This is a genomic window from Kitasatospora sp. NPDC087271 (assembly GCF_044744605.1).
GTDB lineage: Bacteria > Actinomycetota > Actinomycetes > Streptomycetales > Streptomycetaceae > Kitasatospora.
In genome coordinates, this window is sequence record NZ_JBIUYQ010000030.1 from 20195 (window position 1) to 38031 (window position 17837).

The 17837-nt window shown below is 75.6% G+C and carries 15 protein-coding genes; 6 read left to right on the forward strand and 9 right to left on the reverse strand.

What is annotated here, in order from left to right; genetic code table 11:
• The first annotated feature begins 100 nt into the window (after positions 1-100).
• Positions 101-1051 (forward strand): esterase/lipase family protein, encoded by a 951-nt coding sequence (locus tag ACIO9K_RS33075; RefSeq protein WP_400335336.1) that lies wholly within the window; start codon positions 101-103, stop codon positions 1049-1051.
• A 96-nt stretch (positions 1052-1147) separates the two neighbouring features.
• Here ACIO9K_RS33075 and ACIO9K_RS33080 read toward each other — a convergent pair whose 3' ends face one another.
• Entirely contained in the window at positions 1148-1729 is a 582-nt protein-coding gene (locus ACIO9K_RS33080; RefSeq protein ID WP_400335338.1) for a HutD family protein, read from the reverse strand.
• A 108-nt stretch (positions 1730-1837) separates the two neighbouring features.
• Positions 1838-3109 (reverse strand): MFS transporter, encoded by a 1272-nt coding sequence (locus tag ACIO9K_RS33085; RefSeq protein WP_400335340.1) that lies wholly within the window; start codon positions 3107-3109, stop codon positions 1838-1840.
• A 17-nt stretch (positions 3110-3126) separates the two neighbouring features.
• Here ACIO9K_RS33085 and ACIO9K_RS33090 point away from each other — a divergent pair, with 17 nt between their 5' ends.
• Positions 3127-4404 (forward strand): ROK family protein, encoded by a 1278-nt coding sequence (locus ACIO9K_RS33090; RefSeq protein WP_371521142.1) that lies wholly within the window; start codon positions 3127-3129, stop codon positions 4402-4404.
• Positions 4405-4545: 141 nt separating this feature from the next.
• The gene (locus tag ACIO9K_RS33095; protein WP_400335342.1) at positions 4546-5745 is read left to right on the forward strand and encodes a PLP-dependent cysteine synthase family protein; all 1200 of its coding nucleotides are present in this window, start codon (positions 4546-4548) and stop codon (positions 5743-5745) included.
• A gap of 51 nt (positions 5746-5796) precedes the next feature.
• On the opposite strand, the gene ACIO9K_RS33100 is transcribed toward ACIO9K_RS33095, so the two are convergent.
• The 5 genes from ACIO9K_RS33100 to ACIO9K_RS33120 all read right to left on the reverse strand — a co-directional run bounded on the left by ACIO9K_RS33100 (position 5797) and on the right by ACIO9K_RS33120 (position 12495).
• On the reverse strand, positions 5797-8250 hold the full coding sequence (locus ACIO9K_RS33100) for a right-handed parallel beta-helix repeat-containing protein (protein ID WP_400335344.1): 2454 nt from the start codon (positions 8248-8250) through the stop codon (positions 5797-5799).
• A 243-nt stretch (positions 8251-8493) separates the two neighbouring features.
• Positions 8494-9372, reverse strand: a complete 879-nt coding sequence (locus ACIO9K_RS33105; RefSeq protein ID WP_400335346.1) for an MOSC domain-containing protein — start codon at positions 9370-9372, stop codon at positions 8494-8496.
• Positions 9373-9571: 199 nt separating this feature from the next.
• Positions 9572-10363 (reverse strand): DUF6643 family protein, encoded by a 792-nt coding sequence (locus ACIO9K_RS33110; RefSeq protein WP_400335348.1) that lies wholly within the window; start codon positions 10361-10363, stop codon positions 9572-9574.
• Positions 10364-10708: 345 nt separating this feature from the next.
• Positions 10709-11158, reverse strand: coding sequence for a large conductance mechanosensitive channel protein MscL (gene mscL, locus ACIO9K_RS33115; protein ID WP_363586878.1), 450 nt, complete (start codon positions 11156-11158; stop codon positions 10709-10711).
• 206 nt (positions 11159-11364) lie between these two features.
• Entirely contained in the window at positions 11365-12495 is a 1131-nt protein-coding gene (locus ACIO9K_RS33120; protein ID WP_363586877.1) for a glycosyltransferase family 4 protein, read from the reverse strand.
• Between the two features lie 323 nt (positions 12496-12818).
• On the opposite strand from ACIO9K_RS33120, the gene ACIO9K_RS33125 reads away from it, so the two are divergent.
• Positions 12819-14069, forward strand: a complete 1251-nt coding sequence (locus ACIO9K_RS33125; protein ID WP_400335350.1) for a glycosyltransferase family 4 protein — start codon at positions 12819-12821, stop codon at positions 14067-14069.
• Positions 14070-14237: 168 nt separating this feature from the next.
• Positions 14238-14912, forward strand: a complete 675-nt coding sequence (locus ACIO9K_RS33130; protein WP_363586875.1) for a thiol:disulfide interchange protein DsbA/DsbL — start codon at positions 14238-14240, stop codon at positions 14910-14912.
• A 54-nt stretch (positions 14913-14966) separates the two neighbouring features.
• Here the strand turns inward: ACIO9K_RS33130 and ACIO9K_RS33135 are convergent, their stop codons facing one another.
• Together ACIO9K_RS33135 and ACIO9K_RS33140 are read right to left on the reverse strand one after the other, a co-directional pair.
• On the reverse strand, positions 14967-15713 hold the full coding sequence (locus ACIO9K_RS33135; protein WP_400335353.1) for an SAM-dependent methyltransferase: 747 nt from the start codon (positions 15711-15713) through the stop codon (positions 14967-14969).
• A gap of 57 nt (positions 15714-15770) precedes the next feature.
• Complete coding sequence (locus ACIO9K_RS33140) at positions 15771-16919, reverse strand: glycosyltransferase (protein WP_363624801.1); 1149 nt, start codon at positions 16917-16919, stop codon at positions 15771-15773.
• A gap of 57 nt (positions 16920-16976) precedes the next feature.
• Between ACIO9K_RS33140 and ACIO9K_RS33145 the strand changes: the two genes are divergently transcribed.
• On the forward strand, positions 16977-17762 hold the full coding sequence (locus ACIO9K_RS33145; protein ID WP_400335355.1) for a glutamate racemase: 786 nt from the start codon (positions 16977-16979) through the stop codon (positions 17760-17762).
• Positions 17763-17837: the final 75 nt, after the last annotated feature.

The window sequence follows — 17837 nt, forward strand, 5'->3', positions numbered from 1 at the left end:
CGACCGCATGATGGAGCCACTCGGGTTACCTGTTGGTAACAAACTTCCGCCGTGGAGGCAACAGTTGAGAACCCCACTTCTCCGCTTCTCCGCAACTCCCGTGCGCCACAGGCTCGGCGGGGCCATCGGCGCTACCGTCCTGGCGGGCGCGCTGCTGGCCGGCGCGTCGGCCGCCCCGGCGAGCGCCGCGACGTCCCCCTCCGTCGTGCCCGCCGCCGCCCGCTCCATCACCCCCGCCGCCGTCTCCGCCGAACTGCCGCCCGACGGTGACTCGGTGGCCTCGCCGCCCGGCGCCAACGACTGGAACTGCCGCCCGAGCGCCGCGCACCCCGATCCGGTGGTCCTCGTGCACGGCACCTTCGCCAACCGCTACGAGAACTGGCTCGCCCTCTCCCCGCTGCTGAAGGGCCTCGGGTACTGCGTCTTCGCGCTCGACTACGGCACCATCCCGGGCGTCACCTCCAGCGGCAGCGGCCTGCTGCTGCCGATCGGCGGCCTGGGCCCGGTGCCCGAGTCGGCCGCCCAACTCGGGCGGTTCGTCGACCTGGTGCTGAAGGCGACCGGCGCGGCCAAGGTCGACATCGTCGGGCACTCGCAGGGCGGCATGCTGCCGAACTACTACCTGAAGTTCCTCGGCGGCGCCGCGAAGGTCGGCCGGCTGGTCGGCCTGGCGCCGTCCAACCACGGCACGACGCTCGACGGGATCACCAAGCTCGTGCCGTACTTCCCCGGCGTCGCGGACCTGATCTACACCGTCTGCCAGGCCTGCCGCGACCAGGCGGTGGGCTCCGACTTCAACCGCACGATGGCCTCCCGCCCGGACACCGTGCCGGGCGTGACCTACACGGTGATCTCGACCGTGTACGACGAGGTCGTCACCCCGTGGCGGACCCAGTTCCTGACCGGCCCGGCCGTCGACAACGAGGTGCTGCAGAACCACTGCCCGATCACGCTCGCCGAGCACGTGGCGATCGCGTTCTCGCCGACGGCGCTGCACCTGGTGACCAACGCCTTGGATCCGGCGCACGCCACACCCGTGTTCTGCGGTTGAGCCACACCCGTCGGAACGCCGCGGCCCGGGAGGGAGACCTCCCGGGCCGCGGCGTTCCGGTGTCCGGGCGCTCACGCGCGCCCCGCTTCCCCGGCGTCAGCGCGACGGGCGGAGCGTGACCACGGCGGTGACGCCGCCGGTCCGGACCCGCACCTCGCGCGGGCCGGCCCCCTCCAGCAGGGCGGCGTCGTAGCGCTCCAGCACCGCGTCGCCGTCGACGGCGGTCGAACCGGTGAGGCAGACCAGCAGGACGGTCGCCCCCGGCGGGACGTCCACGGCGGCCGGTGCGGTCAGCACGCCCACGGCGGCGTCGATCCGGCCGCGACGGGTCATCACGTTGAAGTCGACCACCGGGCCGGCTGACAGTCGACAGTCCGTCACGGCGTCACCGGAGAAGGCGAAGGGGCGGAAGGGTTCGTCGACCAGGTGCTCGGCGCCGTCGACGGTGAGCGTCATGCCGGGGCCCTCGACCAGGGTGATCACCCGGTCGACGCCGGGGAACGGCGAGAACGGCCCGGCCGACGCGACGTCCGCGAGGCTGACCCGCCAGTCGAAGGCGTCCAGCCCGGCCCCGGCCGGGAAACCGGCGACCTCCCTGGTCACCCCGCCCCCGTTGAGCCACGCCGTGGCCGGGCGCTCGTCCGCCCGCAGTACCTGGATCCGTCCGCTGCTCGTCATGGCCCGCATCCTGCCACCACGTCCGCGCGCGGCCGCGTCGGGAGCCGCCCGGGGCCGTCGGCGGTGGGGTCGGTCGGACCGGCCGTGCCGACGACCCGGGCGCTCCCGTCAGCGCCGACGGACGGCCAGCGGCAGGAGCGCCCCCGCCGTGGCCGCCACCGCGACGGTGGTCAGGGCCATCGGCAGCCCCGCCGCGTCGGCGAGGAAGCCGATCACCACCGGGCCGATCAGCATGCCGCCGTACCCGAGCGTCGAGGCGAACGCGACGCCCTGCGGGCCGCCCGCCGCACCGGTCCGGGCGATCGCGAGGGGGAAGAGGTTGGCGAGGCCGAGGCCGGCCAGGACGAACCCGCAGACGGCCAGCGGCACCACCGGGGCGAGGGCGGCGACCAGCATGCCGGCCGCCGCGGTCAGGCCGCCGAGCAGCATCAGCCGGGTCTGGCCGAGCCGGATGGACAGCCAGGTGCCGCCGACCCGTCCGCTGGTCATGGCGAAGGCGTACGCGGCGTACCCGGCGGCGGCCGTCCCGGGGCTGGCGTGGACGTCGTCGGTGAGGTGGAGGGTGGTCCAGTCGGCGATCGCGCCCTCGCCGTACGCGGTGCACAGCGCGGTGAGGCCGAGCAGCAGGACGAGCAGCCGCAGGTGCGGGGCGGCGCGGCCGGCCGTGGTGCGGGTGCCGTGGTCGCTCGTGGTGTCGCCGGTGGTGCCGCCGTCGTCCGTGCGGCCGGGCGCGACCAGCGGCGCGGCCGGGCTGTGCAGCAGGACGACGCCCGCGGCGGCGGTGACGGCGAGGCCGAGCAGACCGCCGAGCGCGAGCGCCCAGGCGGTGCTCAGCGCACCGGCGAGGAGCCCGCCGAGGCCCGCGCCGAGCAGACCGCCGAGGCTGTACCCGGCGTGGAAGCTCGGCATGACGGGCCGTCGCAGTTGCGCCACCAGGTCGACGGCGGCGCTGTTCATCGCGACGTTGGCGCCGCCGTACCCGGCGCCGAAGAGCAGCAGTACGCCGCCGAGCGCGGCGACCGAGTGGGCGTGTGCGGGCAGCGGGACGGCGAGGCTGAGCAGGGCGAGCGAGCCGACGGTTACCGGGCGCGAGCCGTACCGCAGGCACAGCCGTCCGACGAGCGGCATGGTGAGGACGGCGCCGATCGACAGGCAGAGCAGGGCCAGCCCGAGGGCGCTGTGCGAGGCGTTGACCTGGCTGCGGATGTCCGGGATGCGGACCACCCAGGCGGCGAAGAGGAAGCCGTCGACGGCGAAGAACGCGGTGAGCGCGAGCCGTGCCGAGCCCCAGGGGCTGTCCGTTCCGGGGGGTGTGCTGCGAGACTGGGGGGAGGTCTGGTCGGGTCGAGGACGCGGGCGGATTTTGTTTCGAAGCGGCACAAAGTCACAATAGGGGCGTGCAGCTCTCACCTTCAAGTCCGCGACCAGGTTCCGGAACCGACCTCGAAGCGCAGCGCGACGCCCACCGCCGCGCGGCCCCCGATCGCGGTCGGACGCTGCTCGGCCCCGCGCTCTCGCTCATCCACACCGGACAGACGCCCACCCGCTCGGCGCTCACCCGCGCGCTGGACGTCACCCGGGCCACCGCCGGGGCCGTCACGGCCGAACTGGAGGCGCTCGGGCTGATCACCGTCGACTCGCGCCCGGCCGGCGGCGGACGCGGACGCCCCTCGCACCGGCTGGCGATCGACCCGCAAGGCCCGGTCGTGGTCGCCGGGCAGATCCACGCCGACGGGCTGAGCGTCACCCTGGCCGGCCTCGGCGGGCTGCTCGACCCGCCCGTCCACCTGCCGCTGCCCGCCGCCACCGACCCGGTCCGGATGCTGCGCGCCGTCGCCGAGGCGGGCGCCGAACTCGCCCGCGCGACCAGCCGGCGCTGCCTCGCCGCCGCGCTCGCCCTGCCCAACCCGGTCACCGAACCCGACGGCGCCGCGCTCGCCGCCCTGCACTTCGCCTGGCCCAGCGGCACCCCGGTCGCCGACCTGTACGACGTCGAGGTGGGCCGTGCCGACCACGGCCCCGGCGCCCGTCGGCCGCTGCCCACCGCCCTCGCCAACGACGCCAACCTCGCCGCGCTCGCCGAGTACCGGCACGGTGCCGGGCGCGGCGCCCGGCACCTGCTCCTCGTCACCTCCGGCCATCGCGGCGTCGGCGGCGCGCTGGTGATCGACGGCCACCTGCACACCGGCAGCGCCGGGCTGGCCCTGGAGGTCGGCCACCTCACCGTCGACCCGCAGGGTCGGCTCTGCCCGTGCGGCAACCGGGGCTGCCTGAACTCCGAGACCGACCCCGACGCCCTGTTCGCCGCCGCCGGGCTCACCCCCGAACCGGGGCGCCCGTTGCTCGACCAGGCGCGCGAGCTGTGCCGGGCGGCCGCCACCGACGAACGCGCGCGGGCCGCCGTGGAACACGTCATCGACCGGCTCGGGCTCGGACTCGCGGGCGTCGCCAACATCCTCAACCCGGACCGGGTGGTCCTCAGCGGGCTCCACCTCGACCTGCTGGAGGCCGCGCCCGAGCGGCTGCGCGCGGTGGTCGCCGAGCGCAGCCTGTGGGGGCGCAGCGGACGGGTGCCGATCGTCGGCGCGGAGCTGGCGCACGGTGCACTCGCGGGTGCGGCGGAGCTGGGCTGGGGGCCGTACCTGGCGGACCCGCAGTCGGTGACGGCGGGCTGATTCCGGGGCCGGGCGTCGGGCTGGGGGCGACGGGTCGGACCAGGGCGATAAGCGGAAGCTGGGACTGCGAAAACGGTCACTTATCGTGATTCTCCTACACTCGTAGTGAGCAGTGGGGGGTCGTAACGAGGGAGAGTGGCCATGAGCACCCAACCCGGCGGGACCCAGTCCGGCGGAGCGGGCGGCATCGAGCCGACCGTCGGCGTCGAGCCGACCGTCGGCGTCGAGCCGACCGTCGGCGTCGAGCCGACCGTCGACGTCGACCGGACCGACCCGCAGTACCGCGCCTGGCTCAAGGAGGCGGTGCGCAAGGTCCAGGCCGACGCCAACCGCTCCGCCGACACCCACCTGCTGCGCTTCCCGCTGCCGGGTGAGTGGGGGATCGACCTCTACCTCAAGGACGAGTCCACCCACCCGACCGGCTCGCTCAAGCACCGCCTGGCCCGCTCGCTCTTCCTCCACGGGCTCTGCAACGGCTGGATCCGCCCCGGCAAGCCGGTGATCGAGGCCTCCAGCGGCTCCACGGCCGTCTCGGAGGCGTACTTCGCGCAGCTCGTCGGGGTGCCGTTCATCGCGGTCATGGCCAAGAGCACCAGCCAGGCCAAGATCGACCTGATCGAGTTCCACGGCGGCGAGTGCCACCTGGTCGACCGCTCGGACGAGGTGTACGAGGCCTCCGCCCGGCTCGCCGAGAGCACCGGCGGGCACTACATGGACCAGTTCACCTACGCCGAGCGGGCCACCGACTGGCGCGGCAACAACAACATCGCCGAGTCGGTCTTCGCCCAGCTGCGCCTGGAGCCGCACCCCGAGCCGGCCTGGATCGTCGCCACCGCCGGGACGGGCGGCACCTCGGCGACCATCGCCCGGTACGTGCACTACATGCAGTACGACACCCGGATCTGCGTCGCCGACCCGGAGAACTCCTGTTTCTTCGACGGCTGGGTGCACCACGACCCGGACGCCGTCTGCGAGCGGGGCTCGCGGATCGAGGGCATCGGACGGCCCCGGATGGAGCCGAGCTTCGTCCCGGGGGCGATCGACCGGATGATGAAGGTGCCGGACGCCGCCTCCGTCGCCGCCGTGCGGGTGCTGGAGCAGGTGCTCGGGAAGAAGGCGGGGGCGTCCACCGGGACGGGACTGTGGAGCGCGCTGAAGATCGTCGCCGAGATGCGGGCGGCGGGGCGGCGGGGCAGCGTGGTCGGTCTGATCTGCGACCCGGGCGACCGCTACCTGGACAAGTACTACTCGGACGACTGGCTGGCCGGCGAGCGGATCGACATCGCGCCGTACCGGGCCGTGCTGGAGTCCTTCCTCGCCGGCGGCGCCTGGACGGGCTGACGCCGAGGTCGTCGCCCGCCCGCCCGACGCCACGGCGCCGAGTCCCCGGCGTCAGGGCAGCGGTGCGCCCGGCAGGTCGGCCGGGACGAGGAGTTGGAGCTCCTCCGTCGACGGGTCCGCGAGGTGGGCGACCCGCATCGCGTGCCGCTCGACCATGGTCTCGAAGACCTGCCGCGCGGTGCGCCCGTTGCCGAAGTTGGGGCCGCGCTCCAGCCGGGCGAAGTGGTCCAGCAGCACGCCCTCGGTCGCCTCGGCGAGCGCGTACTCGTGCTCGGCGCACTGGGCCCGGGCGATCTCCAGCAGCTCGTCCGCCGTGTAGTCGGGAAAGGTGATGGTGCGTGAGAAGCGGGATGAGACGCCGGGGTTGGCGGAGAGGAAGCGCTCCATCTCCAGGGTGTAGCCGGCCACGATGACGACCACTTCGTCCCGGTGGTCCTCCATCAGCTTGACCAGGGTGTCGATGGCCTCCCGCCCGAAGTCGCGCGCGCCGTCCTCGGGGGCGAGCGCGTACGCCTCGTCGATGAAGAGCACCCCGCCGCGCGCGCGGTCGAAGGCGGCGGCGGTGCGGATCGCGGTGGAGCCGATGTGCTCGCCGACCAGGTCGACCCGGGCCACCTCGACCAGGTGTCCGCGCTGGAGCACCCCGAGCGAGGCGAGGATCTCGCCGTAGAGCCGGGCGACGGTGGTCTTGCCGGTGCCGGGGGCGCCGGTGAACACCAGGTGCCGGCGCAGCGAGGGCGCCTTGAGCCCGGCCTGGCGGCGGCGCTTGCCGACGGAGATCAGGTCGATGAGCGTGCGCACCTCCTGCTTGACGGTGGCCAGCCCGACCAGTGCGTCCAGTTCGGCGAGCGCCTCGTCGGCGGGCCGGCAGTCCGGGATCGGGGCGATCGCCGAGGTGGCGGCAGCCGCGGCGGACGTCGCGACGGCGGTGCCGGCCACCCCGCCCACGCCGGCCCTCCCGGCCAACGGGGCGGTGGCGGAGGCCAGTTGGGCGGTCCGCGGGCCCGGTACTTCGGCCGCGCCGGCCGCCGGTCCGACGTCGTCCGAGGTGCAGCCCTCGGCGACCGGCCCGGGCTCGGAGAACTCGAAGCCGGCCCGCTCGTTCTGTTCGGCCCGGCAGCGGGTCAGCTGGGTGCGGCAGCCGTCGATGATGTGGAAGCCGAAGCCCTTGCCGTGCGAGACCCGGCAGTCCTCGAAGGTGCCCCGCCCCTGCGCCGAGACGTACACGCCGGCGTCGGTGCTGGCCCGGACGGTGCAGTCGCGCAGCACCGGGTCGGCGCCCTTGGTGACGATCACCCCGGTGGCCACGTCGGAGATCTCGCAGCCGGTGAGCAGGCCGCCGCTGCCGTGGTCGCGGAACCACAGGCCGGTGCCGGCCTCCTGGACCCGGCAGCCGGTGAGGGTCACCGCCGCGCCGCCGCTGACCGAAACCGCCGAGCTGCGGATCCGGCTGAAGGAGCAGTCCGCGGCGATCGCGGCGGAGTCCCGGTCGAGGACGAACAGCGCGTCCGGCAGGTCGTACAGCGAGCAGTCGGTGAGGGTGAGCCGGGCACCGTCGCTGACCCACAGCGCCGGGTACTCGCCGGTGGAGCCGTGGATCTGGCAGGACTCGGCGACGGCCTCGGTGCCCTGGTCCCAGACCGAGAGCGCCCCGCGCCCGAAGTCCCGGACGGTGCTGTGGTCGAGGCTGAGCCGGGAGCGGCCGCGCAGGTCGGCGCCGTTCTCCGGCAGGTCGTGCACCCGGCAGCCGGTGAGGACGAGTTCGGCCTCGCCGTCCAGGGTCAGCCCGTTGCCGGTGACCCGGTGGATCTCGCAGTCGACGAGCCGCCCGCGGGCCTGCGACTCGGCCTGGACGCCGCTGCCGCGGATCTCGTAGATCTCGCAGCCGGTCAGTTCGGCGGCGCTGCCAGGGTCGGAGAGCAGGACGCCGGCGCCGGCGGCGTGGTGGACCCGGCAGCGGTCGAGGGCGGCGGTGGCGCCGCCGAGGACGGCGAGTCCGGCCTGCCCGGCGGCGGCGACCTCGCAGTCCTCCAGGGCGGCGGCGGTGCCGGGGCCGCGCAGGCGCAGCCCGAGTCCGGCCGGGTTGGCCACGACGCAGCCGCGCAGGGTGGGCCGGGCGCCGTCGGTGATCTCGATGCCGGTGGCGGAGCGGGTCTCGATCCGGCAGCCGCTGAGCGCGGGCGCGGTCTGCGGCCCGGTGATCAGGACGGCCGGGGTGGAGCTGTCGCCGCCTTCGACGACGAGGTCGCGGACGGTGGCGTCGGCGGTGACGGTCAGCGCCACTCCGGACGGCGGGTCGATCCGGACGGTGCCCGGGCCCTGGGCCGGGACGATCGTCACGGGCTTGTCCAGCAGCACGTTCTCCCGGAACGTCCCCGGCCGGACGGTCACGGTGTCGCCCGGTTCGGCGGCCGCGAGGGCCTCCGCGAGGGTGTCGTACTCGCCTGCGCGGCGGCGCCAGCGGGATGCGCTGTCCTGGGTGACCCGGACCCTGTGCTCTGCCATGACGGTCTGTCGTCCCCACCTTCGTCGAGCCGGCGTTCAACGGGCCGTACGCGCGGGCCGCCCGCCCACCGTAGCGCGCCTCCACGGGTGGTCCGGTCGGCCGCGGTCGCGCGGGCACCGGGGGCTCGCGCCTTGGCCACAGGTTCCGACCACATGTTCAACGAGCGCGCACACCCGTGGTTCCGAGCCGGGGTGGCGCCGCGGGGGCGGCCGGGGGAGCCGGTGAACCGGCGCGCCGCCGGTTCACCCCCGCGCGTCGGCGGGCCACTGCGCCCCGTCCTCCAGCACCTCGACCCGGTCGCCGACGCGCAGCGTGCCGAGCACGTCGCCGGTGGTGCCGGCCGGCCGTTCCGGGATCAGGTTCTGCCCGAACGCGGCCTTCTTCAGCAGCCGGTGGTGCCGGGCCAGGGTGCGCAGCGGTTCGGGGCCGCGCCGCTCGCCGCTCTCCTGGTCGGTGGTGGTGATGACGCAGCGGCCGCAGGGCTTGACCACCTTGAAGGTGAGGTCGCCGATCCGGATCCGGCGCCAGCCGTCCTCGGCCCACGGCTCGGCGCCGCCCACCACGGCGTTGGGGCGGAAGCGCTCCATCGGCAGCGGCTCGTGGCCGTCGGGGTGCTCGGCGGCGATCAGCTCGTTGAGCCGCTCCAGCGAGGCGGTGGTGGTGAGCAGCAGGGGGAAGCCGTCGGCCATCGAGACGGTGGTGCCGGGCTCGGCGTAGTCGGGGTCGGCCGGCCGGGCGTGCGGGTCGTCCAGGTGGACCAGGCGGTAGTCGCCGAGGTGTTCGGCGATCCACCGGTGCACCTCCTTGGCGGCCTCGGCGGCGCGGAAGCGGGTGCCCCAGACCTCGACCTCGGCGAGCGGGTCGCCGGCCGCGACGGCGGGCGCGGGGACCTCGATCCGGGAGCCGCCGGGGGCGGTGAGGGAGAGCGCGCCGTCGGGCAGCAGGTCGGGCCTGATCTGGCCGAGGGCGGCGTTCTCGCGCTGGCTGACGAAGCGTCCGGTGGCGTCGGCGAGCATCCAGCGGCGGTCTCCGGCCAGGCCCCAGGGTTCGACGGCGGCGGTGTCCGGGCTCAGGCGGTACATGGACTTGACGGGGTAGACGTGGAGTCCGGTGAGCTGCATCCCCCCATCCTGCCAGCCGGTTCCCGGCGGTCCGCAGGAGCCCCGTACGCGCACGGACCGCCCGGGACGCCGTGGGGGGCGTTCCGGGCGGTCCGTGGATGACCCGTTTCTCCGTACGCCCGGCGCGGGGAGCGCGCCGGGTGGTGCTCAGGTGGTGCGGGTGCGGGCCGGGTGGGGTCCGGCCCTGGAGGTCAGTGGCTCAGTAGCCCTGGCCCTGCTGCTGGTAGCCGCCCTGCTGGCCCCCCGCGTTGTAGGCGTTGTTGCCGGGCTCGCCGTACGGGCCCGGGCGCTGCGGCTGCATCGGGCGGACCGGCGCCATGGCCGGGCGCAGTTGGGCGCCGCCGAAGCCCTGGTCGCCGCCCTGGCCCTGGAAGCCGGGGCCGGCCGGGCCGGGGCCGCCGAAGCTCTGCGGACCGGCCTGCGGCTGGCCGCCCGGCTGCCCGGGGCCGAACGCGCCCGGACCGCCGATCGGCTGCGCGCCGAAGGACTGCTGGCCGCCCTGGCCGCCGATGAAGGTGTTCTGGCCGCCGAAGCTCTGGCCGCCGGTCGGCTGGTAGCCGCCGCTGGCGGTCTGCGCGAAGGCCGGTGCGGCGGGCTGCGGCCGCTGGTACTGCTGGGGGGCGCCGTAGCCGGGGACGGGCGGCTGGGGCGCGGAGGCGTACGCCGGCGCCGGCTGCGCGGGGATGTACGCCGTGGCGGGACCGGCGGAGGGGCCGCTGCTCGGGCCGGGGCCCAGGGCGAGGCGGGCGGGCGGCAGCGCGGGGAGGTTGCTGCCGGCGCTCTCGTACCCGTTGCCGTACCGGTTCTCGTAGGACGGGCCGGCGCTGGCCCCGTAACCGGACGACATGGCCGGCGGCAGGGCCGCCGGCACGTTGATGGGTGCGATCTGGGGGACGCCGCGCTCAGCCACGAGGCTGTCGTAGATCGGCGTGCCGGAGGAGAAGGACGGAGAGGGGTAGCCGACTCCGTCGTAGGAGCGGGGCGAGGTCATGGGGCATACGGTAAGCCCACAACGCGCCTGCTGAGGAGAGCGGGAGGGGGAGCAGTTCGACTGTTTACACAGTCTTCGCTCGCACAAAGGTTTCGAAAGTAGGAAGAACGGACATACCGGCGTTCAGTTCCGGACAACCTTGGCGTGCCGTCAGTGATCGAACAGTACCCGGACGGCGGCGCGGCGAACCCTTGCGGTGACCGGGCGGTGGACGGTTCGGGGCCCGCCGGAGAAACTTTTGCGGACAGGGCGTGCGCCGGCGCATTCGAGCCCCCGCCGACGGTCCGACGAGGGCTCGTGAATGTTTCGGGAATAAAGTCCCCGTCAGCGGCCTCGGGCCCGTGGTCAGCTCGCCTGCAACGCCTGCGCCTGCGCCGGGAGGCCCGGCCGGCCCGAGACCTCCGAGGTGCAGAAGGAGCAGCGGGTCGCCGCGGCCGGAATCGGGCTCAGGCACTCCGGGCAGTCGACCTTCACGACCGGCGCCGGCTTGGCAGACTCGAAGCGCGCCTGCAGCTTGCCGACCGGCAGCACCACGGCGAAGTAGATCACCGCGGCGACCAGCACGAACCCGATCAGCGCGTTGACGAAGACCCCGTACGGGAACCGGGCGCCGGCCACCTCGAAGGTCTTCTGGGTGAAGTCGCCGACGGCGCCGGTGGCGACCCCGATGAGCGGGGTGAGGAAGGCGGTGACGAACCCGGTGACCACGGCGGTGAAGGCCGCGCCGATCACGATGCCGACTGCGAGGTCCACCACGTTGCCGCGCAGCAGGAAGCTGCGGAATCCCTTGAACACCGGGTGACTCCAAATCCGTACGGGGAAGGGGGAGATGAGGCAGCGTGACGGGCGCCCCGGCCGGACATCCTGCCGACCGGGCCGGGCCGAGGTCCAACCGCGTTCACCCGATCCGCGTAACGGGCCGCAGGACGCGCCGGCCGGTTCCGGGCGGAGCCCGGGCGCTCCGCGTACGGGTCGATCCGGCCGCCGCCGGGCCGGAGGGGTCAGAGCGGCCGCACCCGCAGCGCGCGCTCGTAGAACTCGACCATGTGCGCGGACACCTGGGACAGCGTGAACGAGGCCAGGAACCGCGCCCGCGCGGCCTTCGCCCGCACCCGCGCCGCCGCCCGGTCGTCCAGCGTGTCGACGACCGCCGCCGCCAGTTCGGCCGGCCGCTCCGGTGCCACCAGCCGGGCGTAGTCCTCCGAGCCGACCGTCTCGCGCAACGCCGGCACGTCCGCGCAGACCAGCGGCACCCCGACGCCCATCGCCTCGATCGCCGTGCCGCCCTGGCCCGCCCAGCGGGACGGCACGGCGAGCACGTCGGCAGCGGCCATCAGATCGGCCACGTCCTCGCGCGGCCCGAGCAGGCGGACGCTCCCGGCGGACTCGGCGAGCGCCCGCAGCCGTGCGCTCTCCGGGCCCGCCGCGCCGGCGAGCAGCAGGACGGCCCCCGGCTGCGCGCGCCGGACCGCCGGCCAGGCCGCCAACAGCACGTCCAGGCCCTTCCGGTGGTGCTGGCCGGCGGCGGCCAGCACCACCGGCACGTCCTGCGCCAGCTCCAGGGCACCGCGCACGGCGGCCCGCCGCTCCGGGGTGGCCGTGCCCAGCAGCTCCGGGTCGAGCCCGCGCGGCACCACGTCGATCCGCCGCCGGGGGATGCGCAGCCGCCGCGCCATCGTGCCGGCCACGTGCCGGGTGAGCGCGTGGAAGCGGCGGGCGCCCTGGGCGGTGGCCGCGTCCAGGGCCTGCGCGGTGCGCATCCGCCAGGGGCTCGCCCCGTGCGCCGCCGACTGCTCCGGTCCGTACGCCGGGTCGAGCAGGCTGGAAACCACCGGGGTGCGGGCGGCCAGGGCGGCGGCCCGGCCGAGCACGTCCGAGGCGTGGCGGGCGGTGTGGACGAGATCGGGCCGGCGTTCGCGGATCAGCCGGCGCAGCGCGGCGGCGGTGGCGGCCCCGGTCGGTCGGCCGACGCCGAACACGGCGGCGCCCGCCGCGGTCAGCTCCGGCTGCCAGCCGCCGGGGGAGTCGTAGAGGTAGGCGACGTCCAACGTGACGCCGGCGCGCACCAGTTGGGGAGCCATCGAGACCAGGGCGCGCTCCGCCCCGCCGGCCCGGTTCACGCTGTCGACCACCAGAAGCACCTGCACCGGCCACCCCCGCCCGCTGCGGGCGCGTCCGTTCTCCCGTGCCGGACGCCCCCTGACTGGTGATCAGCATCGCAGGTGGCCGTCAGGCCCGCCAGCCGTACGGCGGCCGGGGTCGGACGCCGGGGTGCGGCGAGGCGAGGCGGGGTGAGGCAGGGCGAGAGGGGGCGGAACAGGGCGCACGACGGGAGCAACCGGCGCACGGCCGCAGTCGACCAGCGCACATCAGGTGTATTCACGCGGGCGCACGGGCCACCACCAGGTTGCGCGAAGGGGCTGTACGGCGCGGGGCGCTGTGCCAAGGTCGGTCCATGCCCGACCATACGTCGGCCGACCCGGCCGGAACCCGTCCCCGCGTCCTGCACCTGATCAGTGATCCACGCCGCGGCGGCGCCCAGAACTTCGCCCGTGACCTCCACCGGGAACTGCGCCGCCGGGGCCAGGCCTCCGCGCTGTGCGCCCTCGCCCCGCACCCGGCCGCCGGGCCCGCCCTCCCCGGGCCCCGCGCCGCGGACCGCACCGGAGTTCGCGCCGGCGCCGGTCCGGGCGCCCGCCCCGACGGGCTCGACCGGCAGCCCGACCCGCACCCCGGCGCCTGCGCCGACGAGGAGGACTTACGCGCCGCCGTCCTCGGCTCCGGCCGCCTGCGCCCCGGCACCCTGCGGGCGCTGCGCGCGGCCGCCCGCGGCGCCGACGTGGTCCTCGCCCACGGCTCCGACACCCTGGCGGCCTGCGCCCTCGCCCTGGCCGGCACCCGCACCCCCTTCGTCTACGTCTCCGTCGGCCACCCCCGCTACTGGACGGCGAACCGGTTGCGCCGGGTGCGCGGCGGCGCGCTGATGCACCGCGCGGCCGCCGTCACCACGCTCACCGACGAGGCCCGCGCCGTCCTGGAGGGGCAGTTCCGGCTGCCCGACGGCAAGGTCCACGTGATCTCCAACTCCCGGGCCGCCGAGAGCTATCCGCCCGCCGACGGCCGGGCCGACCGGCGCGCCGCCCGGCACGCGCTCGGCCTGCCCGCCGACGTCCTGCTGGTCGCCTGGATCGGCGCGATCGCCCCGGAGAAGCGGCTCGACCTCGCCCTCGACGTCCTGGACCGGCTGCCGGACGTTCGGCTGGCCATCGCCGGGGACGGCCCGCTGCGCGAGGCGCTGGCCCGCCACCCGGCCGCCGCCCGCGCTCACTTCCTCGGCGCCCTGCCCGACCCGGCGCCGCTCTACCGGGCCGCCGACGCGCTGCTGCTCACCAGCGACAGCGAGGGCGTGCCCGGCGCGCTGATCGAGGCCGCGCTGGCCGGCGTGCCCGCCGTCGCCACCGACGTCGGGTGGGTGCGCGAGGTGGTCCGGGACGGTGCCACCGGCGCGCTCGTCGCCCCCGGGGACCCGCTCGCCCTCGCCGAGGCGCTGGCCAAGGTGCTGGCGTGCAACCGTGCGGGCCTCGGCGCGGCCGCCCGGGCGCACGCGTTGGAGCACTTCGAGCTCGGCGCCGTGGTGGACGCCTGGCAGGGGCTGGTCGCCGAGGTGTGGGCGGGGGGTGGCCCGGGGGTGCGCACCGGTCCGTGACAGACCCGCGGCGGCGGGCCGGGCCGGGCGTCGGGCTGGGCCGGGCGTCGAGTCGCGCGCCGGGCCGGGCGTCGGGCTGGGCGCCGGGCTGGGCCGATCGGGCGAATCCGGGCCAGTGCGCCCGGCCGAACTCGACGGTAACGAACCGCCGCCAGCACACTGCCCGGTGTGAACTCGAAGTCGCTGCTGCGGTCCACCGTCCTGTTCGCCATCGCCGCCGGGATCGCCGTATCCCCCCTCCAGGCCGGCGCGGTGAGTCACCAACCCCCCTCCGAGGGATCCCAGTTCGTCAAGCTCGACCATCCGCAGCCGGTGCGCGAGAGCGTCCGCACGGAGGCGGCCGAGTTCTTCTGGTACGACTGCGTCCACTCCCAGCAGCTCGAACAGCCCTTGCAGGCCTGGGCCGAGAAGCACCGCGCGGACGTCGCCCTGCGGCGCGTCCCGGCGATCTGGCCGGGCAGCCCGGACGAGGGCGCCCAGCGCGGCCACGCGCGCCTGTACTACACGCTGGAGCGCCTGGGCCTGGTCGAGCGCCTGCAGAGCAGCGTCTTCCGCTCGGTGCACACCGACCAGACCGACCTCACCACCGAGGCCACCGCCACCGACTGGGCGGTGCGCCACGGCGTGGACGCGCAGCTCTTCCGCCGGACGTACCGCTCCGACGAGGTGGCGCGGTCGGTCGACGAGGCCGCCGTCGAGTTCGTCCGCTACGGCGTCAACGAGCTGCCGACGGTGGTCGTCCAGGGCGAGTACCGGACTTCGCCGAGCAAGGCCGGCGGCGTCGAGGCGATGCCCGAGGTGCTGGACTACCTGGTCCAGCAGGAGCAGTTGCGCGGGCACTGAGCCCGCCGCGGGCCGGGACCGAACAGCCCTCCGGCGGCCCGCCCCGCCGGGCGGTCAGTCCCGGCGCAGCAGGTACGTCACGAAGCCGAGCGTCCCCCGGTAGCCGTGCAGCCACTCCCGCCGGTGCCGGTCCGCGGCCTCCCGGGCGGCCGCCGCGTCGGGGTCGTCCGGGTGCTCCAGCGCCCACTCGGCCAGCGCGCCCGTCCACGCGAACTCGTAGTCGTCCCACTCCTGCCGGCTGCTCACGTACCCGGACACCGGTGTCCAACCGTCCGCCAGCACCCGGTCGGTGGTGGTCGCCAGGTCCGCGTAGTCGTCCCGGGCCGCGCCCAGCCCGTCCAGGGCCGCCCGGGACGGCTCCCGCTCCCAGAAGCCCTCGCCGACCAGCACCCGCCCGCCCGGGGCCAGGTGCTCGCGGGCCGCCGCCAGCGTCGGCAGCAGCCCGCCGAAGGCGTGGGTGGCACCCACGCACAGCACCAGGTCGAAGGGCTCGACCGAGCTGAACTGCCGTGCGTCCACGTGGTGCAGGCCGATCCGGCGCACCACGCCGAGCGCGGTCGCCGCCTCCCTGGCCCGGGTCAGCGCCGCCGCGTCCAGATCCACCCCCACCGCCCGCCAGCGCGGACGCGCCGCCAGCGCCCGGACCAGCCACGCCCCCTCGCCGCAGCCGAGGTCCAGCGCCCGGCCGTCCGCCGCCCCGGCGGTCGCGCGCTCCAGCAGCAGGGCCACCGACTCGTCCGTCAGCGGCGCCGCGATCGGGTGGTGGGCATGGGCGAGACGGGAGATCCTCTGACGGTCCATCCGAGCAGTATGGAGCCGACCGGACTGCCGCGCCCGCGAATTCGGGCCCCGGCACGCTCAGGCCCGTGAGTACGTCCGGCCCTTCCACGCCGCGCCCCGGCCCCGCCAGTGCTGCACCGCCGAGTCCACCGTCATCAGCAGGTACAGCCCCGCCGTGAAGGGCAGCAGCAGCACGGCCGGCGCCGGCTGCCGGTAGTACCGCACCATCGGCAGGTAGGTGCCCGCCATCAGCGCCCAGGCCGCCCCGCCCGCCACCGCCACCGCCGGCGCCCCCGCGACCAGCCCGGCCGCCACGGCCACCGGCGGCACCAGGTACACCAGCCCCAGCCCCAGCACCGTCCCGAGCAGCAGCAGCGGCGAATGCCGCAACTGGGCGTAGGCGCTGCGCGACACCATCCGCCACAACTGCTCCAGCCGCGGGTACGGCCGGACGCTGTCCACCGCCCCGGCCAGCCCCAGCCAGGTCCGCCCGCCCGAGGACTTCACCGCCCGCGCCAGCGACACGTCGTCGATCACCGCGCCCCGGATCGCGGCCACCCCGCCGGCCCGCTCCAGCGCCTCCCGCCGCACCAGCGAGCAGCCGCCCGCCGCGGCCGCCGTCCGCCCACCGGGCCGGTTGCTCCGGCGGAACGGGTACAGCTGCGCGAAGAAGTAGACGAAGGCCGGCACGATCAGCCGTTCCCAGCCGGTCTCCACCCGCAGCCGGGCCATCTGCGACACCAGGTCCAGCCCGTTGCTCTCCGCCGCGGCCACCAGCTCCGCCAGCGAGTCCGGCCCGTGCGCGATGTCCGCGTCCGTCAGCAGCAGGTACTCGACGTCCGGACCGGCCAGCTCCACCCCGTGCCGCAGCGCCCACAACTTGCCCGTCCACCCCGGGGGCAGCGGGGGAGGAGTCGTGACGGTCAGCTCCAGCCCGTCCATCGTCCGCAGCTCCGCCGCCACCGCGCCCGTGCCGTCCGAACTGTGGTCGTCCACCAGGATCACCCGGGCCCGCCCCGGGTACTTCTGCCCCAGCAGCGTCGGCAGGCTCACCGGCAGCACCTGCGCCTCGTCCCGGGCCGGCACCACCACCACCGCCCGCGGCCAGCGCACCGGCGGACGGCGCGGCGGAAGCCGTACGTCGGTGCGCCAGAACAGCCCGTGGCAGCACGCCAACCAGAGCCAGACCAGCAGGGAGAACGCGGCGATCCACAACAGGACGGTCACTCCCGCAGTTTGCCGCAGAACCGGCCGGATCGGGCGGATCGACTAAAGTCTTGCCCCGTGAAGATCGCACTGATGGACTCCGGAATCGGCCTGCTGGCCGCCGCCGCCGCCCTTCGGAAGCTGCGCCCGGACGTCGATCTGGTGCTCTCCTCCGACCCGGCCTCGATGCCCTGGGGGCCGCGCACCCCCGAGGAGGTCACCGACCTCGCCCGAGGCTGCTCGCTCGCCGCCGCGGAGCTCGAACCGGACGCGCTGGTCATCGCCTGCAACACCGCCTCCGTGCACGCGCTCGCCACCCTCCGGGCCGAACTCGAACCCGGGCTGCCCGTCGTCGGCACCGTCCCGGCGATCAAGCCCGCCGCCGCCCTCGGCGGCTCCGTCGCCATCTGGGCCACCCCGGCCACCACCGGCAGCGCGTACCAGCGCGGCCTGATCCGCGACTTCGGCGGCACCGCGGACGTGACCGAGGTCGCCTGCCCCGGCCTCGCCGACGCCATCGAACACGGCGACGACGCCGGCATCACCGACGCCATCGCCGACGCCGCCGCCCGCACCCCCGCCGGCACCGCGGCGATCGTCCTCGGCTGCACGCACTACGAACTGGTCGACGACCGCATCCGTGCCGCCGTCGCCCCCACCGCCTCCCCGGCGCTCACCCTGCACGGCTCCGCCGACGCCGTCGCCGCCCAGGCCCTGCGCCGCGTCACCGACCCCACCCGTACCGGCGCCGGCACCATCACCGTGCTCCACGCCGGCGCCCCCGCCGCCCTCCCCCCGGCCGCACTCCTCTACCCCCAGGGGCGCACCCTCGCCGCCCTGATGTGCAGCACGCTGCCGGCGTGACCGCCACCCTCACCGCCGGCGGGCCAAGTTTCGCCCGCCGGCGGTCCGCCCTTCAGCCCCGGGCGGAAGGCCACC

Excerpts from the sequence above, each read along its gene's own strand:
- ACIO9K_RS33080 (WP_400335338.1), bottom strand. The coding sequence starts at position 1,729 with ATGACGAGCAGCGGACGGATCCAGGTACTGCGGGCGGACGAGCGCCCG.
- ACIO9K_RS33095 (WP_400335342.1), top strand. The coding sequence starts at position 4,546 with ATGAGCACCCAACCCGGCGGGACCCAGTCCGGCGGAGCGGGCGGCATC.
- ACIO9K_RS33100 (WP_400335344.1), bottom strand. The coding sequence starts at position 8,250 with ATGGCAGAGCACAGGGTCCGGGTCACCCAGGACAGCGCATCCCGCTGG.
- ACIO9K_RS33105 (WP_400335346.1), bottom strand. The coding sequence starts at position 9,372 with ATGCAGCTCACCGGACTCCACGTCTACCCCGTCAAGTCCATGTACCGC.
- ACIO9K_RS33110 (WP_400335348.1), bottom strand. The coding sequence starts at position 10,363 with ATGACCTCGCCCCGCTCCTACGACGGAGTCGGCTACCCCTCTCCGTCC.
- ACIO9K_RS33125 (WP_400335350.1), top strand. The coding sequence starts at position 12,819 with ATGCCCGACCATACGTCGGCCGACCCGGCCGGAACCCGTCCCCGCGTC.
- ACIO9K_RS33135 (WP_400335353.1), bottom strand. The coding sequence starts at position 15,713 with ATGGACCGTCAGAGGATCTCCCGTCTCGCCCATGCCCACCACCCGATC.